Origin of the sequence: Citrobacter sedlakii (assembly GCF_018128425.1) — a bacterium.
Lineage (GTDB): Bacteria > Pseudomonadota > Gammaproteobacteria > Enterobacterales > Enterobacteriaceae > Citrobacter_A > Citrobacter_A sedlakii.
On record NZ_CP071070.1, the window covers coordinates 3,388,101 to 3,412,372 of the forward strand.

Consider the following 24,272-nt stretch of genomic DNA (forward strand, 5'->3'; position numbering starts at 1 on the left):
CCCCCGTTTGGTTAACTTACCGCCGGCGTCGGATCGTCGCCTTTAATCTCGCGCTTCACTTCCGTCACTTCATCGCCCTTATCGTTGCGCAGATGCACTTCAAGTTGATTAAAGGCAATGTCGATATTGTTTTCGCGGCACAGGCGGTCGATGGCGCGGTTCAGTTCGTCCACGGTATGGCTGCGATCGCGCAGTTCGCGGACGTACAAACGCAGCTCGTGGTCGAGCGTACTGGCGCCGAAGGTGGTAAAGAACACTTCAGGCTGCGGATCGTGCATCACCTTTGGATGCTCCAGCGCCGCCTGTTGCAGAACTTTACGCACTTTCTCCAGATCTGAACCGTAGGCCACGCCAATGCGGATCACCAGTCGCGTGGTGGTATCGGACAGGGACCAGTTGATCAGACGTTCGGTCACAAACGCCTTGTTCGGGATGATCACCTCTTTGCGATCGAAGTCAGTGATAGTGGTCGCACGGATGCGGATCTTACTGACGGTCCCTGAATAGGTGCCGATGGTCACCGTATCGCCGATCCGCACCGGACGTTCGAACAGGATAATCAGACCGGAGACAAAGTTACCGAAGATCTCCTGCAAACCAAAACCCAGACCGACCGACAGCGCCGCCGCCAGCCACTGCAGTTTATCCCACGAAACGCCAAGCGACCCGAATACTGTCATCGCCCCGACGGCGATAATAATGTAATTGAGGATCGTGGTGATCGCGTACGATGCGCCCTGGCGCATTTTAAGCCGCGAGAGCACTAACACTTCCAGCAGGCCCGGCAGGTTACGGATCAATGCCCAGGCCACCATTGAGGCGATAATGGCAAACAGTAAACTGCCCATCGTCACGCTCTTCACCACCGCGGCGCCCGCTTCAGTGCCGTTGTAATGCCAGAGCGTAATGCTGTCGAGATAGCTGAACACGGTGATCAGATCGGACCAAATCGCCCAGAACATGACCGCAAACAGCGAGACCATCAGCAGCATGGTGATACGCAGCGTTTGCTGGTTCACCTGCTCAAGCGCGATCGTCGGCTCCTCCTGCGGTTCCGCCCCTTCAGCGCCCTCTTTCACCAGATTTTGCCGACGCGCCAGTGCGCGACGCCAGGCAATGCGCCGCGCCGCAACGCTCAGTCCGCGCAGTACGGTCTGGTAAAGCAGATTCCAGATAATCACCAGATAAACGGTCTCTATCCAGCGACCCGCCAGGCGAAGCGTGGTATAGAAATAGCCGGTCGCGGTCAGCACCATCAGGGCAACCGGAATAATCGACAGGATAGTGATCGTGACCAGTCGCAGTCCATGAGACTCTTTGTCGCGCCAGCTTTCCCGGAACATCGGCCAGACCAGAAACGCGATCAACAGCAGGTTAAGGAAAATCATCGCCTGCCCCAGCACATCATCCATCAGATGCAGCGGCGACTGCTCGGCCACCACCGACCAGAAGTGCAGCGGCAGCAGCGCCAGACTGATGCGTACGATCTGACGCCGCCAGTGGCTGGTCAGCTGCGCGGGCATCCCGAAGTGTCGAATCGCCACCCCTTCTTTTTCCAGTACCTTCCAGCACAGGCCAAACACCAGCCAGAAGATGGCCAGTTTTTTGCTGAACGCCCACAGCAGGTCGCTGATGTTGAGCTGCATTGTCAGCAAAATCAGGCCGACGGCGAGGATAAGCAGGCACGCAGGCAGGGCGCGAATCAGATCGATCAGAATCGCTTTCGGCGTATTCAACTGGCTGTCATTGCGTAAGGAACCGACCGCCGCAGCGAGTTTTTGCTGCCAGGCTTTCAGCCATTTCAGACGCCAGCGAATCACGCCGGCAATCAGTAACAGCGGCAAGCCAGCGAGAAACGCGATGAATACCGCAGGCCAGGCTTTCTCCCAGTTAACGGTGATTTTCATCGCCTTAAACTGCTCTTTCAGGGTTTCCGGGAACGCCTTTATCCAGTCCCAGTCCATCGGACGGTTGCTGTTTACCCAGAAGATTTGCTGGGTGAGAATTTCTTTCAGGCTTTTTGATACGCTCATTAACTGCTGTTGATTAATTTGCAGGTTAATGGCCATCATCAGCTGATTGCCAAGCTGCTTATTCAACTGGTCCAGCAGCTCGCGGCGCATATCGACCACCTGCAGCAGCGCGTCGTGCACCTCGTCGTTAACGTCGCTCTGATGCCCCTCTTCCAGTTTGGCGACGAAAGCATCATTCTGAAACAGCGCGTCGCGCTGTTGGTTGACTTCAAACTGCTCAAGCCGCAAATCCGCGATGCGGTTGGTCATATCTTCAAGCTCATCTGCCGACGGCAGGGTTTGCTGCTGCTGATACAGGATACGAGACAGCAGGAGGCTCCCCTTCAGCACCGCGATCTGTTCTTTAATATTGCGTTCAGATTGCAGGGCGCGATCCAGCCAGTTTTTGACCTTGATGTTTTGCTGCATCAACGCGTTGCCGTTTTCCGTCGCGGCAATCAGACGCTGGCTGAGCTGATGGTTGATATCCAGTTCCTGCTTCACCAGCGGATTGGCCTGAATGCGCGCGGTCTCATCTGGCGAAATGGCCTCCTGCGCGGTCTTTTCGGTGAGCGTTAGCCGCTTGTTATTCACCGCTTCCTGCAACAGCTGCAGCTGATGCTCAATCCGGTTGCTGTTGGCGGTGACGAAATCGCGCTGCTTTTGCAAAGTGTCCTGGAGCACTGTATTGCCTTCCAGGCTTTTACGCTGTTGCTCAATCTGGGCATTCAGCAACACTTGCTGCGCTTGTAGCAGCACCTGTTGGGTTGGACGTAACGCCGTTTCGCCGACGCCATCCAGTTGGTTACGGATTTGCTGAAGCTGTTGGGAAGCGGCGTACATAGCGTTCTGCACGCGCTCTGGCTGCGTTTGCAGGGAAACTAACTGACTGTTATAGGTCGCCAGGTCGTTTTGCGAATTCTGCAGATCATCCAGCGCCTGGGCCACGCGCAGCTCCAGCTGACGCAGTGACAGAGTGCTGAGGGTTTTCCGCGTCTCGTCGTCATTATCGACATCGCTCAGCGCGTTAAGGGATTCCACGGCCTGACGCATTTTTTCCGGCGCCTGTGACACTTTCTGGCGTAACTGAACTGTCTCCTCTTTCACCCGTTCGATTTTCTCCAGCGTGGCAATGGTCTCGGTGAGATCCTGCTGAATCAGTTTGTCCTGGGCGGAAAGGTCTTTTTGTTTATTGAGTGTATCCAGTTGGCTTTGCACATCCGCCCGGGAAGGCAGGTCACCGTTTGTGGAGGCGCGGGCCAATGCCAATGACGGGCAGGACAACATAAGAATGAAAACAGCCACCGTGACAAAAATAAGGTGCTGTGAACGTTTATAGAGCTGCAACATAGTCATGTGAATGAAGGTTTCTGAACCGAAAAGACGACCGAAAATAGTCAACGCGCAAGAATATCACGGCTCTCTTAGGCAGAATAGCGGCAGCGAAATCGACCAGGACAATTCCTGGCGCGGGTTCAGGCCTGCGCGTCAGGCGCGACGGCGCGCAGTGTGGGGCAAAACATAAACATTTCCAGCAGGATAGCGACGTAATCGCGCGCTTCTTTTTTGAGATCGAACGAATGCGGCGCAAACAGCCAGTTTTCCATGATACCCGAGACGTAGCCGCGCATGATAACCGCGGCGCGGCGCGTGAGCAGATTCGCGGGAAGCATATTGGCTTTTATACAGTGCGTGAGGGTCTGCTCAATACGGTCATAGCTCTCCAGGCAGATGTTTCTTTGCGCCTGCTGCACTACGGCCATTTCTCCCACAAATTCGCATTTGTGGAATATAATCTCCATCAATAAACGTCGCCGCTCTTCCGTCACGGTAGATTCAAGAAGATGAACTAATATTTCTCTTAATACAGATAGTGGATCGTCGGGGAATTTTGCCTGATACTCAGTCTCAAGCTCACCAATGTTGGATTCTGACAGCTCCCAGATTTCACTGAATAAATCCGACTTGTTTCTGAAATGCCAATAGATTGCGCCACGAGTAACGCCCGCGGCTTTTGCAATCTCCGCCAGCGAGGTGGAAGATACCCCTTGTTGCGAGAACAAACGTAGCGCTACATCCAGTATGTGTTGTCGTGTTTCCTGCGCTTGTTGTTTGGTTTTTCGTGCCATATGTCGGTGAATTTATAGGCGTTAGATTTACATACATTTATGAATGTATGTACCATAGCACGACGATAATATAAACGCAGCAATGGGTTTGTGGACTTTTGACCATTGATCAATTTGAAATCGGACACTCGAGGTTACATATGAACAAAAACAGAGGGTTAACGCCTCTGGCGGTCGTTCTGATGCTCTCAGGCAGCTTAGCGCTAACAGGATGTGACGACAAACCGGCCCAACAAGGGGGCCAGCAAATGCCAGAAGTTGGGGTTGTGACGCTCAAAACTGAACCTCTGCAGATCACCACTGAACTTCCGGGTCGCACCAGCGCTTTCCGTATTGCCGAAGTTCGCCCTCAGGTAAGCGGCATTATCCTGAAGCGGAATTTCGAGGAAGGCAGCGATATCGAAGCAGGTGTGTCTCTCTATCAGATTGATCCTGCGACTTATCAAGCGTCATACGAAAGTGCGAAAGGCGATCTGGCGAAAGCCCAGGCCGCAGCCAGCATCGCGCAGGTCACGGTGAACCGTTATAAGAAACTGCTCGGCACGCAGTACATCAGTAAACAAGACTACGATCAGGCGCTGGCGGATGCGCAACAGGCGAATGCTGCCGTGCTTGCCGCTAAAGCCGCCGTTGAAACGGCGCGTATTAACCTGGCGTACACCAAGGTGACCTCCCCGATTAGCGGCCGTATTGGTAAATCGTCCGTAACCGAAGGCGCACTGGTGCAAAACGGTCAGGCGACCGCGCTGGCGACCGTACAACAGCTTGATCCGATCTACGTTGATGTTACCCAATCGAGCAACGACTTCCTGCGCCTGAAACAAGAACTGGCTAACGGAACGCTGAAACAGGAAAACGGCAAGGCGAAAGTTGAGCTGGTGACCAGTGACGGCATTAAATTCCCACAGACAGGCACGCTTGAGTTTTCAGACGTGACCGTCGACCAGACTACCGGTTCTATTACTTTACGCGCCATCTTCCCTAACCCGGACCACACGCTGCTGCCGGGTATGTTTGTCCGCGCGCGTTTGCAGGAAGGGACTAACCCATCCGCTCTGCTGGTGCCGCAGCAGGGGGTAACCCGTACGCCGCGTGGCGATGCTACCGCGTTGGTCGTCGGCGCAGATAACAAAGTCGAAACCCGTCAAATTGTGGCCAGTCAGGCGATTGGTGACAAGTGGCTGGTGACCGATGGGCTGAAAGCGGGTGACCGTGTTGTCGTCAGTGGGCTGCAGAAAGTGCGTCCTGGTGCGCAGGTGAAAGCACAAGAGATTACCGCAGATAACAAACAGCAAGCTGCTGGCGGTAACCAGCCTGAGCAAACTAAGTCTTAACTTAAACAGGAGCCGTTAAGACATGCCAAATTTCTTTATCGATCGCCCCATATTCGCATGGGTGATCGCCATTATCATCATGTTGGCAGGGGGGCTTGCGATCCTCAAACTGCCGGTCGCGCAATATCCAACGATTGCGCCGCCAGCAGTGACGATCTCCGCAACCTACCCTGGCGCTGATGCGCAAACCGTGCAGGACACCGTCACACAGGTTATCGAACAGAACATGAACGGTATCGATAACCTGATGTACATGTCCTCAAACAGTGACTCCACGGGTACCGTGCAGATCACCCTGACGTTTGAATCCGGTACCGATGCGGACATTGCGCAGGTTCAGGTGCAGAACAAACTGCAGCTGGCGATGCCGTTGCTGCCGCAGGAAGTTCAACAGCAGGGCGTGAGCGTTGAGAAGTCATCCAGTAGCTTCCTGATGGTTGTCGGGGTTATCAACACCGACGGTTCCATGACCCAGGAAGATATTTCGGACTACGTTGCCGCCAACATGAAGGACGCCATCAGCCGTACTTCCGGCGTGGGTGACGTGCAGTTGTTCGGTTCGCAGTACGCGATGCGTATCTGGATGGACCCGACAGCGCTCAACAAATTTCAGCTGACGCCGGTCGATGTGATCAACGCAATCAAAGCGCAGAACGCCCAGGTTGCGGCGGGTCAGTTAGGCGGTACGCCGCCGGTGAAAGGCCAGCAGTTGAACGCCTCGATCATTGCCCAGACGCGTCTGACTTCAACCGAAGAATTCGGCAAAATCCTGCTGAAAGTGAATCAGGATGGTTCGCAGGTTCGTCTGCGTGACGTTTCCAAAATCGAACTGGGCGGCGAGAACTACGACGTTATTGCGAAGTTCAACGGCCAGCCTGCGTCCGGTTTAGGGATTAAACTGGCGACGGGCGCCAACGCGCTCGACACCGCGACAGCTATCCGTGCTGAACTGGCGAAAATGGAGCCGTTCTTCCCGTCGGGCCTGAAAATTGTTTACCCGTATGACACCACCCCGTTCGTGAAAATCTCCATTCATGAAGTGGTGAAAACGCTGGTGGAAGCGATCATTCTCGTGTTCCTGGTAATGTATCTGTTCCTGCAGAACTTCCGCGCGACGCTGATCCCAACCATTGCCGTTCCGGTGGTTCTGTTGGGGACCTTTGCGGTCCTTGCGGCCTTCGGCTTCTCGATAAACACCCTGACGATGTTCGGGATGGTGCTTGCCATCGGTCTGTTGGTGGATGACGCCATCGTGGTGGTCGAGAACGTCGAACGTGTTATGTCCGAAGAGGGTCTGCCGCCGAAGGAAGCGACGCGTAAATCAATGGGCCAGATTCAGGGCGCACTGGTGGGTATCGCGATGGTTCTGTCGGCGGTGTTTATCCCGATGGCCTTCTTCGGCGGCTCGACCGGGGCTATCTATCGTCAGTTCTCCATCACTATCGTCTCTGCGATGGCGCTGTCGGTTCTGGTAGCGTTGATCCTGACGCCGGCGCTGTGCGCCACCATGCTCAAGCCCATCGCCAAAGGCGACCACGGTGAAGGCAAAAAAGGCTTTTTCGGCTGGTTTAACCGCATGTTCGATAAGAGCACGCACCACTACACCGACAGCGTAGGCAACATTCTGCGCAGCACCGGTCGTTATCTGCTGCTGTATCTGATCATCGTGGTCGGCATGGCCTTTCTGTTCGTTCGTCTGCCAAGCTCCTTCCTGCCGGATGAAGACCAGGGGGTATTCCTGAGCATGGCCCAGTTGCCTGCCGGTGCGACTCAGGAACGGACGCAGAAAGTTCTCGATGAGATGACCGACTATTTCCTGACCAAAGAAAAAGCCAACGTTGAGTCGGTGTTTGCGGTTAACGGCTTCGGCTTTGCGGGTCGCGGTCAGAACACCGGTATCGCGTTCGTCTCGCTGAAAGACTGGGCCGATCGTCCGGGCGATGAGAACAAAGTTGAGGCGATTACCCAACGTGCGTCAGCGGCCTTCTCGCAGATTAAAGACGCAATGGTCTTCGCCTTTAACCTGCCGGCGATTGTTGAGTTGGGTACTGCAACCGGCTTCGACTTCCAGTTGATCGACCAGGCGGGTCTTGGCCATGAAAAACTGACACAGGCACGTAACCAGCTGTTTGGCGAAGTGGCAAAACACCCGGATCTGCTGGTTGGTGTTCGTCCTAACGGTCTGGAAGATACGCCGCAGTTCAAAATTGATATCGACCAGGAAAAAGCACAGGCGCTGGGCGTTTCCATTAGTGATATCAATACCACACTGGGCGCAGCCTGGGGCGGCAGCTACGTAAACGACTTTATCGATCGTGGTCGTGTGAAGAAAGTTTACGTAATGTCTGAAGCGAAATACCGCATGTTGCCGGAAGATATTGGTAACTGGTACGTCCGCGGCAGCGATGGCCAGATGGTGCCGTTCTCGGCCTTCTCGTCGTCACGCTGGGAATACGGTTCACCGCGTCTGGAACGTTATAACGGCTTGCCTTCCATGGAGATTCTGGGCCAGGCAGCGCCGGGCAAGAGTACCGGTGAAGCGATGGCGATGATGGAAGAGTTGGCAAGCAAACTGCCTTCCGGCATCGGCTATGACTGGACGGGGATGTCCTATCAGGAACGTCTGTCCGGCAACCAGGCCCCTGCCCTGTACGCCATCTCGCTGATCGTCGTCTTCCTGTGTCTGGCGGCGTTGTATGAGAGCTGGTCGATTCCGTTCTCGGTTATGCTGGTGGTTCCGCTTGGGGTTATCGGCGCGCTGCTGGCGGCGACCTTCCGCGGGTTGACCAACGACGTTTACTTCCAGGTGGGCCTCCTCACAACCATTGGGTTGTCGGCGAAGAACGCGATCTTGATCGTCGAATTCGCCAAAGACCTGATGGATAAAGAAGGTAAAGGCCTGATTGAAGCCACGCTTGAAGCGGTACGTATGCGTTTACGTCCGATCCTGATGACCTCGCTGGCGTTCATTCTGGGCGTTATGCCGCTGGTTATCAGCTCCGGCGCAGGCTCCGGCGCGCAGAACGCCGTGGGGACAGGCGTGATGGGCGGTATGGTCACCGCGACCGTACTGGCTATCTTCTTCGTTCCGGTGTTCTTTGTGGTGGTACGCCGTCGCTTCAGCCGCAAGAGTGAAGATGTCGAGCACAGCCATACCGTAGAGCATCGTTGATCCGCATTATAATAAAGGCCGCGCAAGCGGCCTTTTTTTCGAGTGATAGTGTTCACCGCGCTAATTGCAACGTCGTTTACTTACGATTGAGGAATAAACGTCTTTATCCACAACAGTGAGGAGGATTTTCTTAGCGGTTTTAGTTAATTCTTATTTGTCGATTATTAATTCATTATTAAGAGTATTCCTGGCGATGAAAACAGCGACACCTCCCCCGCAACAACTAAGTCAATGAAAAGATAAGATATATTGAGTCTACGACTCAGGATAAAATACCTTATTCCGGACAGCCTCTATTACGTGCTATAATGATAATGTTGCACCCCACTCTTCTATTCACTTAATTGTAATTTTTCGTAATAGGACGATGAAATCTTTTATAGAGTAGATTATAGTTAAAGCATCAGGAGCAGAGGGCAAGTTCTAGGTCTGTTAGTTGTACCCATCCCGAAAGGTGTTCGGTTAGTTAAAGCCACTAAGAAGGGGATGCGTTATGGATGAATACTCACCCAAAAGACATGATATCGCTCAGCTGAAATTTCTTTGTGAAACGCTTTATCATGATTGTCTTGCAAACCTTGAAGAAAGCAATCATGGCTGGGTTAACGATCCAACCTCGGCTATCAACCTGCAACTCAACGAACTGATCGAGCATATTGCAACCTTCGCGCTTAATTATAAAATTAAGTATAACGAGGACAATAAGCTGATCGAACAGATTGATGAATATCTGGACGACACTTTTATGTTGTTCAGCAGTTATGGCATTAATGCGCAGGACCTCCAAAAATGGCAGAAATCCGGGAATCGCTTGTTCCGCTGCTTTGTGAATGCCACCAGGGCTAATCCTGTTAGTTTGTCTTGTTAAATATTATTACAATCATAGGTAAGAATCATGTCCGATAAACCATTAACTAAAACTGATTATTTGATGCGTTTGCGACGCTGCCAGACTATTGACACGCTGGAACGCGTGATTGAAAAAAATAAATATGAATTGTCTGACAATGAATTGGCTGTATTTTACTCAGCAGCAGATCACCGTCTCGCAGAATTAACCATGAATAAACTTTACGACAAGATCCCCTCCTCCGTCTGGAAATTCATCCGTTAATTCGTGGTAGACTCATTAGAAAATACGGATGTTTTCTTGCGAAACAATGTTGAATATTTGCTTTAAGCGTCGATACGCTGTTGTGAATTCTGTCACAAAATAACGCAGGGAACGTTCCCTGACACCCTCTGTCCCTCTACTGTATGGCTTTTAATGCTAACGCAGAGAGTGCATGGAATGAGTGAAGAAAAGCAAAAAATGATCGCGGGCGAGCTGTACCGACCCTCGGATGACACCCTGCGCGATGACCGGATGCAGGCGCGCAAGTGGGTTCACCGCTACAATCAGACCGCCCCGGACGAAAAAGCCGAACGCCTGGCGATCCTCACCGCGCTTCTCGGTCACTGTGACAAGCCCTATATCGAACCGTCCTTTCGCTGTGACTACGGTTACAATATCTTTCTCGGGAAAGACTTTTACGCCAATTTCGACTGTGTACTGTTGGACGTTTGCCCCATCCGCATTGGCGACAACTGTATGCTGGCGCCCGGCGTTCATATTTATACCGCCACCCATCCTCTGGACGCGACTGAACGCAACAGCGGACGGGAGTTCGGCAAACCGGTCACCATCGGCAATAATGTCTGGATTGGCGGACGCGCGGTGATTAATCCGGGCGTAACGATTGGCGACAATGTCGTTGTGGCCTCCGGCGCGGTGGTGACCAAAGATGTGCCGGCAAACGTGGTCGTAGGCGGCAATCCAGCGCGGATCCTGAAACATCTGTCGGCCTGATTGTAACTGTTATGCTAAATTGTGGTTAATCTGTTACTTTTTTCAGGGTTACGCCGCTTTTAAAATGGGGTGTTCATCTGCAAGTAGCACAATCACAAAGGCTAAAAATGACAGAAATACAACGCCTGCTTACCGAAACCATTGACGATCTTAACGTGCGTGAGAAGCGCGATAATAAGCCGCGCTTCAGTATCAGCTTTATCCGCAAACATCCGGGCCTGTTTATCGGCATGTACATCGCCTGGTTCGCCACCCTCGCGGTCATGTTGCAGTCCGACACGCTGGTTGGCTCAGTCTGGCTGCTGGTCGTGCTTTTCATCTTACTGAACGGTTTTTTCTTTTTTGACGTCGCTCCGCGCTATCGTTATGAAGATATCGACGTGCTGGACTTCCGGGTGTGTTACAACGGCGAGTGGTACAACACGCGATTCGTTCCCCCGGCTTTGGTTGAGACGATTCTTGAGTCCCCGCGCGTCAATCGTGAACAGAAGACGCAGTTACAGAAGATGCTTTCCCGTAAGGGCGAGCTGTCGTTTTATGATATTTTTACTCTGGCACGCGCTGAAGCACAGCAATAACCTGCCGGTGCCGGATGGCGCGCTCCGCCATTCGGCACCGGGTAATCTTACCGACGCTTTTTCCGCCCTTGTACTGCCTTAAAACGCGGATTCGTTTTACAAATCACATATAACCGCCCTTTTCTTCTGACAATCTGGCAGTCCGGATGGCGCTGCTTTGCGCTGCGCAAGGAATTCAGTACCTGCATTTTCACCCCCGCTTCGAGCTTAAAAAATGGCCAAAACGTTTCTCAAAGCGCGCCGCGCTGCCTTCGTTAGCAAACGTTTTTTGCTTACCGGTGTAATACGGATGCGACTTAGATGAAACATCAATAGTGACGTACGGGTAGACCACACCGTCCAGCTCAATTTCGCGATCCGTTTTAATGGTTGACCCTACTTTAAAATATTCATCAGCGCTGGTGTCGTGAAACACCACGGTGCGGTAAGCAGGATGTATATTCGGTTTCATCTTTACCCCTTTAATTGTTACAGTATAACATAACAATAAAATACGCCAAGCCTGGCCGTTTATCAACCCCATGAAAACCAGGCTCAATACGCACATTGCACTTAACACACTCACCAATACCGGTTTTTTTCCGCGATCGGATATAATTTCTTTACGATGCGTTATTAAGGATATCTTCGTGACCACACGACATCTGGTTAGCCTGGTAACGGGCGTGCTGATCCTCGCTATTTTGCTGCCAGTAGGGGTGAGCATCTGGCTTGCCCATCGCCAGGTCGAGAGGAAGTTTATTGAGGAGCTGGATAACTATTCCACCCAGGTGTTTGAGCGCACCCAACGTGTGGTCCAGCAGGCGAAAAATGCCCTACAGGACATTGAGGCAGTGACTAGCCTCCCCTGCTCGCATGACCATTTGCTGGCGATGCGGCGTATCTCTTTTAGCTACCGCTATGTACAGGAAGTGCTGTACCTGGAAAACAACATCCCGCGATGCTCGTCGCTGGAACAGGAAAGCCATACCGCTCCTTTTCCGCCCGCTATGAAGCTGACCGACGACGGTTACCAGGCCTGGTTTACCACGCATAACGATTTGGGGATTGCGCGCTATATGACCGCGCTGGGGAATGGCCGCTATATCGTCATGATCGATCCCGCCTCATTTATTGACGTTGTGCCCTTTGGCGCATGGCAAATCGATGTGGCGATAATCGGCACACAACGTAATATTGTTATCGCCAGTAGCGGGACCATTCCTCCCGCCGTTCTGCAATATACCCGCGAAAAAACGCCGCGCCATCTGGAACGTCACGGCGTGGTATATGAAATCCGCCCCTTCCCGGAAATGGGGATTGCCATTGTCAGTTGGGCTTCCACGCGTCCACTGGATAAAATCTGGTATCAACAGGCGTTTATCTGGGTACCCGTCGGTACGGTGATCGGGCTTCTGGCAGCGGCGTTTATCCTGCGCATTTTGCGGCGTATTCAGTCTCCTCGTCATCGGCTACAGGATGCTATACATAACCGGGACATCAGCGTTCACTATCAACCCATCATGTCGCTGACCACGGGGAAGATCGTTGGCGCAGAGGCGCTGGCGCGTTGGCGGCAAACTGACGGCAGCTTTCTTTCGCCGGACATTTTTATTCCGCTTGCCGCTCAGACCGGGCTTACCGAATCGCTTACCCGCCTGATCATCGAGTCGGTGTTTGAAGATATGGGGCAATGGCTTCAGCAGCATCCGGAACAGCATATTTCCATCAATATTGAATCCGCGGATCTTGCCTCAGAGAAGCTCCCGGCGCTGCTCAACAAATTGCTCCAGCAGTACCAGGTTTCTCCTTCTCAGATAGCCCTGGAACTGACTGAACGCGCTTTTGCCGATCCAAAAACCAGCTCGCCCATCGTTGCCCGCTATCGTGAAGCGGGACATGCCATCTATATTGACGATTTCGGTACCGGTTTCTCCAGCCTCAGTTACCTGCAGAATCTGGAAGTGGATATCATGAAAATTGATAAATCCTTTGTCAGCGCGCTCGAATACAAAAACGTGACGCCGCACATTATCGAAATGGCCCGGACGCTGAATCTGAAGATGGTGGCCGAGGGAATTGAAACGGCGAAGCAGGAAGCATGGTTACGCCAGCATGGCGTGGATTATGGTCAGGGCTGGCTGTACAGCAAAGCGCTGCCCAAAACGGCGTTTATCCTCTGGGCTGAAGAGCACCTTTAAGGTGAAAATGGCTGGCGGCACGCCGCACAGCCAGTCACGTCATTCGTCGAGAATAGGGGAAAATCCACCGTAGATCATGCGTTTACCATCAAACGGCATTTCATCGCCGAATTCTTTCATCCGCGGGTCGGACATCATCTTTTGATTCGCCGCATCCCGTACCTCTTTCGACGGGTATTCGATCCAGCTGAACACCACTTCTTCGTTTTCTCCGGCTTTAACCGCCATGCGAAAATCGGTGACGCTGCCATCTGGCACGTCGTCGGCCCAGCATTCAACGATGCGAAGCGCGCCAAATTCCTTAAACAGCGGTGCTGCTTTCGCCGCCAGCGCCTTATAAGCCTCCTTGTTTTCGGCGGGGACGGCTACAACAAAATCATCAACATACTTCATGAGAAAAACCTCCGAAGTTTACTGCGCGGCCAGCCTTTCCAGCCGCGTCAGTCGGATTAAGTGTAGTCGTCTCTCGTCAACTACGCTGTCTGGATCCGGGACCGGGAAGTGTAGCGAAACCACGGCAAACAGAGCTGAATTAACGGCCCGATCGCCAGAGCGTACAGCACCGTTCCTACGCCAAGCGTGCCGCCCAGCAGCCAGCCGCTGAAGAGCACCGACACCTCGATCGCCGTTCGGATCAGACGCACCGACCAACCGGTGCGGGCATGAATGCCGGTCATCAGCCCGTCCCGCGGCCCGGCGCCAAAGCCAGCGCCGATATACATGCTCGTCGCCAGCGCGTTGACCACCACCGCCGCCGCCAGCATCACGCTGCGCACGACCAGCGAGGAGAGTTCCGGCATCAGCGCCAGCGCAGCATCGGCGGCAAGTCCAATGACAATAACGTTGCTGAATGTGCCTAAGCCGGGACGCTGGCGCAGCGGGATCCACAGCAACAGGACCAGCGCGCCAACGATAATCATCACGATGCCTATCTTCATTGACAGCAGATTTGCCAACCCAAGATGAAAAACGTTCCACGGATCGGCGCCTAAGTCCGCGCGCACAAACATGGCGGTTGAGACTCCATACAGAGCCAGTCCAAAATAGAGTTGCAGCAGTCGACGTCCCATTTTCCCCTCCCCGTCAAGATGGCTTTTATCTTCGCCATAATTGGCACTATGATTAATGACCAGTTTTGAGAAAGTGGACTGCTATGTCATCACGTCGCAATGGAAGCCAGTCGTTACATCGCCTGCTGGGTCACTGGCAGGAGACATCTTCACGTACGCCGCTGTGGCGACAGTTGGCGGAAGCGCTGCGTCTGCTGATCCTTGACGGACGTCTGGCGCTAGATAGCCGCTTGCCTGGCGAACGCGAACTGGCGTCAGTGCTGGATGTAAGCCGCACCACCGTTGCCAGCGCGCTGGCGCAACTACGTGAAGAGGGATATCTGGACATCCGTCACGGCAGCGGGTCGCGGGTGATTTTGCCAACGCATATTCGCGACGTGCCCACGCGCTCGGCGACGCCCCTGGCGGTTGATCTTTCCACGGCGGCGCTGAATGCCGGACCTGAAATCCATCAGGCTTACCAGGAGGCGCTGCGCGCCATGCCGCCCCACTTGTTGACCTCCGGCTATCAGCCGCAGGGGCTGCTCTCCCTGCGCGAGTCTGTCGCCCGGCACTATGCGTCGCGAGGACTGCCGACCCATGCTGATGAAATCATGGTAGTGAACGGTGCGGTCAGCGGCCTGGCGCTGATCCTGCGTTTAATGACCGGGCCAGGCGACCGCGTACTTGTCGATCATCCCACTTACCCACTGGCCATTGCCGCGATTCAGGGCGCCTCCTGTCGACCGGTAGGCGTTTCGTTACCGGAGCAGGGCTGGGATACCGCTGGACTGGCAGCCACTATCGCACAGACCTCTCCCAGGCTCGCTTATCTGATGCCGGATTTTCATAACCCCACCGGCCGGTGCATGGATGAGCCGACGCGCCAGATTGTCGCCGACATTGCGGCCACAACCCACACTACGCTGGTCATTGATGAAACGATGGTGAATCTGTGGTACGACGCCGCGCCGCCGCCTCCACTGGCGGCTTATCATCGCCATGCGCCGGTCATTCTGCTGGGTTCGGCAGGAAAAAGTTTTTGGGGCGGCTTGCGGCTGGGATGGGTGCGCGCGCCCGCAAGAACCATCGCTGCGCTGGTGCAAACGCGCGACACGTTCGATCTCGGCTCGCCGGTGCTGGAACAGCTCGCCGCCACGTGGCTTCTCGATAATGCCAGCGCCTTTTTACCCCAACGCCGACAGCAACTGGCGGAACGACGCGCATTGTGTCAAACGCTTATGCGCTCGCATTTTCCGGAATGGCGCTTTCAGACGCCGCAGGGAGGACTTTCGTATTGGGTGGAACTGCCGGACGCGCTGGCGACGCAGTTCGCCACGCGCGCGGAGAGCGCCGGGATACAATTGGGAACAGGCACCCGCTTCGGTTTAGCAGGCGCCTTTGATCGCTTTTTACGGATGCCGTTCGCGCTGCCGGAAGAAGGCTTGCGCGAGGCTTTTCGAACCTTACAGCCGCTCTGGGAGAGCCTGCGCATGCAGTCAGCAGGCAGTAAAGTTCGCAAAATTATTTAGTATTGACGCGGTACCGGAAAGCCTTTCAGGGAGATGATAAAATCCTCACCCTCTTTCTTGATTCTGGCGCCCGCGTCGCACCAGTCTGAGGCAATACGGAAAAACTCGTCGCTGCCGACGTTCCAGTGTAAGCGAACATGTTTCACGTAGCCTGAGCGCAATAATTCACAGGCTTCACTGTAGTTACTGGCGGTGGAAAGCGTTTGCTGTTTCATTTTTTCTTCTTCAGTAATCTGCGCAATGCTTTGATTTCTTTCGACGTCAGCGGTTCGACTTGCGACTCGATCGTGTGCTGGCTGTCGATCTCATCTGCGCAGACGTCGCCTTCTGCCGCCGCCCCAAAGGCGCTAAGCAGCAGTTTTTCTGTCGTGATACTCAAATTTTCGTTGTTCGTTTCGGCGTGCTGGCGAAGTTTCTCTTTCACCGCCTCATCGATTTTGACATTTAGTACCGCTGTAGCCATCGTAAAATCCTTGTGTGCAAGCAGGAAAAACACGGCGTAGCCGCAAACGCGCCGGTACGACGTGGAAAGAAAGAGGGGATTATGTTTTAACTTCCCGACAACACTCTGCCAGTTGTTCATTACAAAAAAATGACGAATTCATGACAAAATGAAGAAGTGAGACGGCGGGCTACTTCGGACGGCAGAAATGGGTGGGGGCCCTGCCAGCTACATCCCGGCACACGCGTCATCTGCCTTGGCTGCTTCCTTCCGGACCTGACCTGGTAAACAGAGTAGCGTTGCGGGAGAACCAACAGAGCCCCCATTGAGAGCGTTGTTAACCAACGCGCAGGCGCATTATCACTGCTGCCCCGGCCAATTGCAAGCCGTCGGGCGTCGGATGCTGGTTTCTTGCGCAATGGCGCTTCACCCGCCGCCGTTTCGGGATTATCCTGAAGGATTACCGCAGGAAAAAATAATGGACAGAGAAGACACTTTTCCCCAACGAGTCTGGCAAATCATTGCCTCAATACCGGAAGGATTCGTCACCACCTACGGTGACGTGGCAAAACTTGCCGGTTCGCCGCGGGCTGCGCGCCAGGTAGGCGGCGTCCTCAAACGCTTACCCGAAGGCAGCACCCTTCCCTGGCATCGGGTGGTTAACCGACACGGCGCGATCTCATTATCCGGGCCGGATCTTCAGCGTCAACGTCAGGCATTATTATCAGAAGGGGTTCAGGTGTCCGGAAGCGGGCAAATCGATTTGCAGCGTTATCGCTGGAACTAGTGACCCTCTCCGGGCGGAGAGGGTCGTTTACGTCTTAATACTGCGTAGGTGCTGGTACGGCAGAAGAAGGCGTCACCTGTGTCGGCGACGTCGACGGCACCGTTGTGGTTGCGCCGCCGCTGGCCTGAACAGGCACTGCCGTCTGCTGGACAGGGACCAGCGTCAGATCGGCTTTCGTTCCGCCCTGGTTGATAACCGGCTGAACGGTATCGGTGATAAAGACCAGTTTGTCGTTCACAGTGATGGCTGCGCTCAGCAGAATGCGGGCATTCGGCTTGATATCGGCCGGGTTAAACGGCAGTACGAAGCTGAACGGCGCTTGCTTCCCTTCGGTTCGTACCGCTTTTTGCGACAGCACCTTAGACGGCGCATCGGCCAACGAAGCGTCTGACAGGGTAACGGTCAGAACAGCATCAGGCGGCAACGCCACTTTCTGACGGATCCATACGGTACCTGAAACATTAGGTTGCTGAATAGTGGACTGTGTGGCAGTAATGGAAGTGTTCGGGTTTGGCGCAGGCGTCTGAATGTCCGCGCTTTTATCCGCGCAGGCAGCCAGAGACACCGCAACCGCTAAACCACTTACTATGTGCACGAGTTTCATTCAATTCTCCTTATCATCAATGCACCAGCAGGCCTTTCCCCCCGCCGGAAGAGTGGTTAACAAATACATAACGTCAATAAGTGTGGCACATATCACTGATTTTTGCCTGGATTAAGCCTTTTATTCAGACTATTGCACCCATCGGACCACTTAATAAATTGCGTTATACTCTGCCTATCTCGCTTCGGCGCCGTTGTTACCTGGAGAGCATGTATGAGTCAGGCACTGAGTAATTTGCTGACATTATTGAATCTGGAAAAAATTGAGGAAGGACTCTTTCGGGGCCAGAGTGAAGACTTAGGACTGCGCCAGGTCTTTGGCGGGCAGGTTGTCGGTCAGGCGCTGTATGCCGCTAAAGAGACCGTACCGGAAGAACGCCTTGTTCACTCTTTCCACAGCTATTTTTTACGCCCCGGCGACAGCCAGAAACCGATTATTTATGATGTGGAAGTACTGCGCGACGGCAACAGTTTCAGCGCCCGCCGCGTTGCCGCTATCCAGAACGGCAAGCCTATTTTTTACATGACCGCGTCGTTTCAGGCGCCTGAAAACGGTTTTGAACATCAAAAAACCATGCCGCACGCCCCCGCGCCAGACGGCCTGAAATCAGAAACCGAAATCGCCCAGTCGCTGGCGCATCTGCTGCCACCGGTGCTGAAGGATAAATTTCTCTGCGACCGCCCACTGGAGGTGCGACCGGTTGAGTTCCACAATCCGTTGAAAGGCCATGTGGCCGAACCTACCCGTCAGGTGTGGATCCGCGCTAACGGCACGCTGCCGGATGATATCCGCGTGCATCAGTATCTGCTGGGCTACGCGTCGGATCTTAATTTTCTGCCGGTTGCGCTACAGCCGCACGGCATTGGTTTTCTGGAAAAAGGGATTCAGATCGCCACCATCGATCACTCCATGTGGTTCCACCGTCCCTTTGATTTGAATCAGTGGCTGTTGTACAGCGTGGAAAGCACCTCGGCGTCCAGCGCCCGGGGCTTTGTACGCGGTGAGTTTTATACCCAGGACGGCATATTGGTCGCCTCAACCGTGCAGGAAGGGGTGATGCGCAATCACAACTAAACCGGCAGACGCCGTATGCGGTTGATAACGCACGCAGGCCCGGTCAGCAATACGCTGCCGGGCCCTGACGTTACGCGTTATACGCGTTCTCGCCGTGGCTGTTGACATCCAGCCCTTCGCGCTCTTGCTCTTCCGGCACGCGCAGCCCTACGGTCATATCCGCCAGCTTGTAACCGATGAACGCCACCACGCCGGACCAGACGAGGGTGATGGCAATACTTTCCAGTTGTACCAGCACCTGATGCCCCATCGTTACGCCCTCGGCGAACCCCACCCCGCCCAGCGCGCTGGAGGCGAATACGCCCGTCAGAATACAGCCGACGATCCCGCAGACGCCGTGAACGCCAAACACATCGCATGGGTCGTCAACTCGCAGCAGACGCTTCAACATGGTTACGCCCCACAGCCCGGCTAGCCCGGCGACCACGCCGATGATTAACGCGCCGCCTACGCCGATATAGCCGCAGGCAGGCGTTACGCCAACCAGACCGGCAATCGCACCGGAACAGGCGCCCAGCAGAGAAGGTTTACCGCGCAGCGCCCACTCCCCGAAAATCCAGCCGAGGATTGCCGCCGCCGTTGCGACAACGGTATTGACGAAGGCCAATGCCGCAATTTCATTCGCCGCCCCGGCAGAGCCGGCGTTAAAACCAAACCAGCCGATATAAAGGATCGCCGTGCCGGTAAACACCATCGGCAGGTTGTGCGGTTTAAACGCCTCTTTGCCAAAACCGACGCGTTTGCCAATCAGGTATGCGCCCACCAGCCCGGCAATCGCCGCGTTAATATGCACCACGGTACCGCCGGCGAAGTCCAGCGCGCCATGTGACGCCAGCAGGCCGCCGCCCCACACCATATGGGCGATCGGAATATAGGAGAGCGTCAACCAGACCACCACAAAGATCAGCACGGCAGAGAAACGGATACGTTCCGCCAACGCCCCGACGATCAACCCGACGGTGATACAGGCAAACGAGCCCTGAAAAGCAACGTGAATATACTGGTAGATACTGCCCATCACGGCGGTCAGCTCAATGTTCTTGAGCATCACCCAGTTAACATTACCGAAGAAGTTGTTCCCTTCGCCAAACGCCAGTGAATAGCCAAACACCACCCACATAATACACACCAGCGCGAAGGTGACCGTCACCTGCGTCAGCATCGACAACACGTTCTTACCGCGGATCAGACCGCCATAGAACAGGGCAATGCCGGGAATGGTCATAAACAGCACCAGCGCGGTGCAAATCATCATAAAACCGTTGTCCGCTTTTTCGGCAACTGCCGGAGCAGCCGCTGCCAGCCCAGGCAGCATCGCCAGTGAAGCAAGGCCCGTTTTCATCGTTGCTATCTTCATTTTGTCGTTTCCCGTTACTGTGTGCCAGGCGTTACAGCGCCGCTTCGTCGGCTTCGCCGGTACGAATACGAATCACACGCTGCAGCTCAGCGACGAAAATTTTGCCGTCGCCAATTTTTCCGGTGTATGCCGCTTTACTGATGACATCAATCACTTCATCAAGCTGGTCGTCGGCAATCGCCACATCAATTTTCACTTTGGGCAGGAAATTGACGCTGTATTCCGCCCCGCGATAAAGCTCAGCATGACCTTTCTGCCGCCCAAAGCCTTTCACTTCGGTGACGGTCAGTCCCTGAATACCTATAGAAGAGAGCGCTTCGCGAACGTCTTCCAGTTTGAACGGTTTGATTACCACGGTAACCAGCTTCATAGATCCCCTCCAGTCAGAATTCGGTAATGGCGCTGCTACACGTATACGTGATTGCAAGGGTTATGCCAGAAATGAAAATTCCCCGAAGAGCGGCCTGCGGCTGGCGAAAGAATTGACGTGAGAAAGGGCGAGGCGAAGCGAGAAAAGAAAAACGCACCATGGCAGTGCATGATGCGTTACATTTTTGCACCACCGCCGTCGGGGCTAACGGCGTCGGTGCATCAGGCGGGTTGCGACTCTTCCCGCACGCTGGCCGCCAGTTCCTCTCCGGCGAGCTGGAGCTGATACATCTGCCAGTAGCGTCCCTGCGCGGCGAGCAGTTGATGATGGGTCCCGCGCTCCACCGCTTGTCCGCGATGCAGCACCAGAATGGTATCCGCTTCCACGATAGTTGACAGACGATGAGCGATCACCACCAGCGTGGTATGTTCGCGCACCGCCGCCAGCGCCCGCTGAATTGCCTGCTCAGTGCCCGAGTCAATGCTGGCGGTCGCTTCATCGAGAATTAAGATTTGCGGCGTCGCGACCAGAACCCGCGCCAACGCAAGCAGCTGTTTTTGCCCGACGGAGAGGTTATTTCCCTGCTCGCCAAGACGGGTATGGATACCTTCGCTCATGCCGCGCGCCAGCTCCGCGAGCTGCACGGTTTCGAGCGCCTGCCAGACCTGCTCCTCGGAAATATCCCGTCCCAGGGTAACGTTGGCAAGGAACGTATCCGCCATCACCACCGGATCCTGCTGCACCATCGCCACGCCCTGGCGTAACGCACCGTGACTGAGCGTACTCAGCGGACGGCCATCAAGACGAATTTCGCCGTGGCGAAGGGGATAATAGCCCATCAACAGGCTGGCAAGCGTGCTCTTGCCGCTGCCGGTGTGCCCCACCAGCGCCACAAAACTGCGCGACGGCACTGAGAGGCTGATGTTTTGCAGCACCAGATTATCATCGCGATAAGCAAACGAAACATCGTCGATTTCGATCTGCCCGGATGCCAGCGGACGGGCGTCCTGACCGTAACGCTGACGCGGGCCGTCCATCAGTTCAAACACGCGTTCACCCGCCACTACCGCCTGTTGCAGCATCGACTGCTGCGTAGTGAGTTCAATTAGCGGCTCATTCAGGCGCCCCAGATAACTGATGAAGGCGTACAGTACGCCGACTTCAATAGTGCCGACAGAGGTAAAGCTGAACAGCATCAGCAGCCCACAGAGAATCAACGCTGAAAACAGGCTCAACAGAGGACGCAATAAAAAGCCGTCCAGACGCAGTGTCTGCATCCGCGCCATATAATGCGATCGGCTGGCCTCCCCCATTCTTTCACCAAAACGCGCCTGCTGGCGGAATTGCTGAATGACGCTCATGCCGTTGATGACTTCGTTAAAACCGTCGTTAATATCGGCGAGATAAGCGCGTACCCGGCGCACTATCGGCGTGCTGTAGCGCTGGTAGATCACCATCACCACCAATACGGCCGGGAAAATCAGGATCGCCACCAGCGCCATACGCCAGTCAAGACTGAACATCGCCACCAGCATCGCGCCAATCAGCGCCGCGCTGCGCAGCACGGTCGCCACCACCGTGACGTACAGATCGCGAATGACTTCGGTGTCATTGGTGACGCGTGAAATCAGTTGGCCGACGGGTTGGGTGTCAAACTCACTTAACGGCTGTCGCAACGCGGCGTCCATCACGTCGGTACGCAGTTGCTGAACCACCCCGACCGCGGCGCGGTTAAACAGCAGCGACTGCGCGTAATGCAAACTGGCGGCCAGGATTTGCAAGCCGAGATAAGCGGCTATCAGCCCGGCGACAATGCCGAGCGGCAGCGTGTTTTTCGCCACCATATTGTCGATAAAATAACTGATCAACAACGGGCCGCTGACTTCCGCCGCCGCCGCAATCCACAGCATCACGACCGCGATACCCAGCGGTTTACGCCACGGAGATCCATAGGCCAGCAGGCGCTTGAGGGTCGGCCATAACTGCCCGAAACTACGCATTCGCCGTCTCCTCATCGTTTTGCGGCGCATCGTCCAGCGCGGCTTCCAGTTGCTGGTAACGGTACATGTCGCGATACCAGCCCGCCTGCTGAACCAGCGTCTCATGGTCGCCACGCTGCACGATATGACCATGCTGCATAACAATGATTTCGCTCGCTTCGGTCAGCGCCGACAGTCGGTGCGCGCTGATAATCACCGTGCGCCCTTCTCCCCACTGGCGCAGATTATGCAGGATCTGATGCTCGGTGCGGCCATCCACTGCCGACAGCGCGTCATCAAGGATCAGAATTTCGGCATTCAGCAGCAGCGCTCGCGCAATGGAGATGCGCTGTTTTTGCCCGCCAGAGAGCATGACGCCACGCTCGCCCACTTCGGTGTCATAGCCCTGCGGCAGACGCAAAATATCCTCATGAACGCTGGCCAGCCGCGCCACATGCTCAATGTCCTGCTGCGTGGCGTTCGGGCAGCCCAGCGCAATGTTATTGGCCACGGTATCGGAAAACAGAAAAGGCGTCTGGCTAACCACCGCCAGGCGGCTGCGCCAGCTGTCCAGTTGCAAACGCGGCAACGGAATGTTGTGAAAACGCACGTCCCCCTGGGTAATGTCGAAATGACGCTGAATCAACGACAGCACCGTACTTTTACCCGCGCCGGTGGGCCCGCAAATGCCAAGCATCTGCCCCGGTTGAAGGCGAAAAGTAACGTTTTCCAGCGCCGGATGCGAGGTGTGGGGATAGCTGAACTCACGTATCGCGACCGCCAGTTCTCCCCGCCCTTCCGGCACCGGTTCCGTACCGTCGTTAACTACCGGCGCTTCGGCCAGCATCGCGCGAATGCGGCTGTATGCCGCGCTGCCGCGCTCGACGATGTTGAACATCCACGCCAAAGCCAGCATTGGCCATATCATCAGCCCGAGATACATCATAAAGCTGGTTAATTGTCCCAACGTCAGGGAGCCCTGGACGACCATCCAGCTGCCGCCGCCAATCGCCAGCAGGTTCGCCATCCCGATGGCGATGTAAATCGTGGGATCAAAGCGCGCGTCAATGCGCGCCACGCGCATGTTTTTCTTACCGGTGTCGTCCGCATCGGCCGCAAACAGCGCCGACTGGCGATCCTCCAGACCAAAGGCTTTGATCATGCGGATGCTGGTGAGGCTCTCCTGGGTACGGTCATTCAGGCTGGAGAAAGCAGCCTGCGCCAGGCGAAAGCGATCGTGCAACTTATCGCCGTAGCGCTTAATCATCAACGCCATAACCGGCATGGGCAACAGCGCTAACAGGGTCAGTTGCCAGCTGATCTGCGTGGACATCACGATCAGCACCGCACAGCCCATCACCAGCGAATCCACCAGCGTCAGGACGCCTTCGCCTGCGGCGAACACCACGCGATCCACATCGTTGGTGGCGCGCGCCATCAGATCGCCGGTACGGTGGCGCAGATAAAATTCAGGATGCTGACGGCTCAGCTGACGGTAGTAATCTTCCCGCAGTTCCACCGCAAGCTGGTAAGACGCGCCAAACAGCAGCACGCGCCAGACGTAGCGCAGCAGATACACCACTACGGCAATCAGGGCGATGGTGCCAATCCACATCAGCACCCGCTGCGTCGTAAAGTGCTGCGCGGTGACGCCATCCACGACAATGCCCACCACCTTTGGCGGAATGAGCTGAAGAATGGCGATGATAATAAGCAAGGCAACAGCGCCGAGGTAGCGACGCCACTCCCGGCGAAAATACCAGCTTAATTGAGCAAATAATCGCACGCGTTATGTCCTGACCTGATTTTCCGGCTCATCGTCCG

Annotated in this window: 23 protein-coding genes and 1 other RNA gene; 10 read left to right on the forward strand and 14 right to left on the reverse strand. The window is 54.9% G+C overall.

Going from position 1 to position 24,272, the window contains the following annotated elements; genetic code table 11:
• Positions 1–11: 11 nt before the first annotated feature.
• A complete protein-coding gene (gene mscK, locus JY391_RS16310) occupies positions 12–3,368 on the reverse strand; it encodes a mechanosensitive channel MscK (protein ID WP_211934657.1) in 3,357 nt (1,118 codons plus the stop codon).
• Between the two features lie 119 nt (positions 3,369–3,487).
• Complete coding sequence (acrR, locus tag JY391_RS16315; RefSeq protein ID WP_042285832.1) at positions 3,488–4,141, reverse strand: multidrug efflux transporter transcriptional repressor AcrR; 654 nt, start codon at positions 4,139–4,141, stop codon at positions 3,488–3,490.
• Between the two features lie 140 nt (positions 4,142–4,281).
• On the opposite strand from acrR, the gene acrA reads away from it, so the two are divergent.
• The 6 genes from acrA to JY391_RS16345 all read left to right on the forward strand — a co-directional run bounded on the left by acrA (position 4,282) and on the right by JY391_RS16345 (position 11,074).
• Positions 4,282–5,475: a multidrug efflux RND transporter periplasmic adaptor subunit AcrA gene (gene acrA, locus JY391_RS16320; RefSeq protein WP_042285835.1), complete on the forward strand. Its 1,194-nt coding sequence runs from the start codon at positions 4,282–4,284 to the stop codon at positions 5,473–5,475.
• 22 nt (positions 5,476–5,497) lie between these two features.
• On the forward strand, positions 5,498–8,647 hold the full coding sequence (acrB, locus tag JY391_RS16325; RefSeq protein WP_042285838.1) for an efflux RND transporter permease AcrB: 3,150 nt from the start codon (positions 5,498–5,500) through the stop codon (positions 8,645–8,647).
• A 493-nt stretch (positions 8,648–9,140) separates the two neighbouring features.
• Entirely contained in the window at positions 9,141–9,515 is a 375-nt protein-coding gene (gene tomB / locus JY391_RS16330) for an Hha toxicity modulator TomB (protein WP_042285841.1), read from the forward strand.
• 27 nt (positions 9,516–9,542) lie between these two features.
• The gene (gene hha, locus JY391_RS16335; RefSeq protein ID WP_001280991.1) at positions 9,543–9,761 is read left to right on the forward strand and encodes a hemolysin expression-modulating protein Hha; all 219 of its coding nucleotides are present in this window, start codon (positions 9,543–9,545) and stop codon (positions 9,759–9,761) included.
• Positions 9,762–9,938: 177 nt separating this feature from the next.
• On the forward strand, positions 9,939–10,496 hold the full coding sequence (maa, locus tag JY391_RS16340; protein ID WP_042285845.1) for a maltose O-acetyltransferase: 558 nt from the start codon (positions 9,939–9,941) through the stop codon (positions 10,494–10,496).
• A gap of 107 nt (positions 10,497–10,603) precedes the next feature.
• The gene (locus JY391_RS16345) at positions 10,604–11,074 is read left to right on the forward strand and encodes a YlaC family protein (protein WP_042285848.1); all 471 of its coding nucleotides are present in this window, start codon (positions 10,604–10,606) and stop codon (positions 11,072–11,074) included.
• 47 nt (positions 11,075–11,121) lie between these two features.
• Here JY391_RS16345 and ykgO read toward each other — a convergent pair whose 3' ends face one another.
• Both ykgO and JY391_RS16355 read right to left on the reverse strand, forming a co-directional pair.
• Positions 11,122–11,262 carry a type B 50S ribosomal protein L36 gene (ykgO, locus tag JY391_RS16350; RefSeq protein WP_016537667.1) on the reverse strand — a complete coding sequence of 47 codons (141 nt, stop codon included), beginning with the start codon at positions 11,260–11,262 and terminating at the stop codon, positions 11,122–11,124.
• Between the two features lie 2 nt (positions 11,263–11,264).
• Positions 11,265–11,525 (reverse strand): type B 50S ribosomal protein L31, encoded by a 261-nt coding sequence (locus JY391_RS16355; RefSeq protein WP_042285853.1) that lies wholly within the window; start codon positions 11,523–11,525, stop codon positions 11,265–11,267.
• 178 nt (positions 11,526–11,703) lie between these two features.
• Between JY391_RS16355 and pdeB the strand changes: the two genes are divergently transcribed.
• The gene (gene pdeB, locus JY391_RS16360; RefSeq protein ID WP_211934658.1) at positions 11,704–13,254 is read left to right on the forward strand and encodes a cyclic di-3',5'-guanosine monophosphate phosphodiesterase PdeB; all 1,551 of its coding nucleotides are present in this window, start codon (positions 11,704–11,706) and stop codon (positions 13,252–13,254) included.
• Between the two features lie 39 nt (positions 13,255–13,293).
• On the opposite strand, the gene JY391_RS16365 is transcribed toward pdeB, so the two are convergent.
• Both JY391_RS16365 and yczE read right to left on the reverse strand, forming a co-directional pair.
• On the reverse strand, positions 13,294–13,647 hold the full coding sequence (locus JY391_RS16365) for a DUF1428 domain-containing protein (protein WP_211934659.1): 354 nt from the start codon (positions 13,645–13,647) through the stop codon (positions 13,294–13,296).
• 80 nt (positions 13,648–13,727) lie between these two features.
• The gene (yczE, locus tag JY391_RS16370; RefSeq protein ID WP_199956500.1) at positions 13,728–14,324 is read right to left on the reverse strand and encodes a membrane protein YczE; all 597 of its coding nucleotides are present in this window, start codon (positions 14,322–14,324) and stop codon (positions 13,728–13,730) included.
• A gap of 83 nt (positions 14,325–14,407) precedes the next feature.
• On the opposite strand from yczE, the gene yczR reads away from it, so the two are divergent.
• Positions 14,408–15,835: a MocR-like transcription factor YczR gene (gene yczR, locus JY391_RS16375; protein WP_211934660.1), complete on the forward strand. Its 1,428-nt coding sequence runs from the start codon at positions 14,408–14,410 to the stop codon at positions 15,833–15,835.
• On the opposite strand, the gene JY391_RS16380 is transcribed toward yczR, so the two are convergent.
• The 3 genes from JY391_RS16380 to ffs all read right to left on the reverse strand — a co-directional run bounded on the left by JY391_RS16380 (position 15,832) and on the right by ffs (position 16,593).
• Entirely contained in the window at positions 15,832–16,050 is a 219-nt protein-coding gene (locus tag JY391_RS16380) for a hypothetical protein (protein WP_042285866.1), read from the reverse strand. The two genes, yczR and JY391_RS16380, sit on opposite strands and share 4 nt — an antisense overlap.
• Positions 16,047–16,298, reverse strand: a complete 252-nt coding sequence (locus JY391_RS16385) for a hypothetical protein (RefSeq protein ID WP_042285870.1) — start codon at positions 16,296–16,298, stop codon at positions 16,047–16,049. Before JY391_RS16385 ends, JY391_RS16380 begins: the two co-directional genes overlap by 4 nt.
• A 198-nt stretch (positions 16,299–16,496) precedes the next feature.
• An RNA gene (ffs, locus tag JY391_RS16390) (signal recognition particle sRNA small type) lies at positions 16,497–16,593 on the reverse strand.
• A gap of 162 nt (positions 16,594–16,755) precedes the next feature.
• Here ffs and JY391_RS16395 point away from each other — a divergent pair.
• On the forward strand, positions 16,756–17,064 hold the full coding sequence (locus tag JY391_RS16395) for an MGMT family protein (RefSeq protein WP_211934661.1): 309 nt from the start codon (positions 16,756–16,758) through the stop codon (positions 17,062–17,064).
• A gap of 34 nt (positions 17,065–17,098) precedes the next feature.
• Here the strand turns inward: JY391_RS16395 and JY391_RS16400 are convergent, their stop codons facing one another.
• Positions 17,099–17,668: a YbaY family lipoprotein gene (locus JY391_RS16400; protein ID WP_042285875.1), complete on the reverse strand. Its 570-nt coding sequence runs from the start codon at positions 17,666–17,668 to the stop codon at positions 17,099–17,101.
• A 213-nt stretch (positions 17,669–17,881) separates the two neighbouring features.
• Here JY391_RS16400 and tesB point away from each other — a divergent pair, with 213 nt between their 5' ends.
• A complete protein-coding gene (gene tesB / locus JY391_RS16405; RefSeq protein WP_042285876.1) occupies positions 17,882–18,742 on the forward strand; it encodes an acyl-CoA thioesterase II in 861 nt (286 codons plus the stop codon).
• A gap of 70 nt (positions 18,743–18,812) precedes the next feature.
• Here tesB and amtB read toward each other — a convergent pair whose 3' ends face one another.
• The 4 genes from amtB to JY391_RS16425 all read right to left on the reverse strand — a co-directional run bounded on the left by amtB (position 18,813) and on the right by JY391_RS16425 (position 24,234).
• Positions 18,813–20,099: an ammonium transporter AmtB gene (gene amtB, locus JY391_RS16410; RefSeq protein WP_042285877.1), complete on the reverse strand. Its 1,287-nt coding sequence runs from the start codon at positions 20,097–20,099 to the stop codon at positions 18,813–18,815.
• A gap of 31 nt (positions 20,100–20,130) precedes the next feature.
• Positions 20,131–20,469, reverse strand: a complete 339-nt coding sequence (glnK, locus tag JY391_RS16415; RefSeq protein WP_002891893.1) for a P-II family nitrogen regulator — start codon at positions 20,467–20,469, stop codon at positions 20,131–20,133.
• Between the two features lie 221 nt (positions 20,470–20,690).
• Positions 20,691–22,469, reverse strand: coding sequence for a SmdB family multidrug efflux ABC transporter permease/ATP-binding protein (locus JY391_RS16420; protein ID WP_042285880.1), 1,779 nt, complete (start codon positions 22,467–22,469; stop codon positions 20,691–20,693).
• On the reverse strand, positions 22,462–24,234 hold the full coding sequence (locus JY391_RS16425; protein WP_211934662.1) for a SmdA family multidrug ABC transporter permease/ATP-binding protein: 1,773 nt from the start codon (positions 24,232–24,234) through the stop codon (positions 22,462–22,464). Before JY391_RS16425 ends, JY391_RS16420 begins: the two co-directional genes overlap by 8 nt.
• Positions 24,235–24,272: the final 38 nt, after the last annotated feature.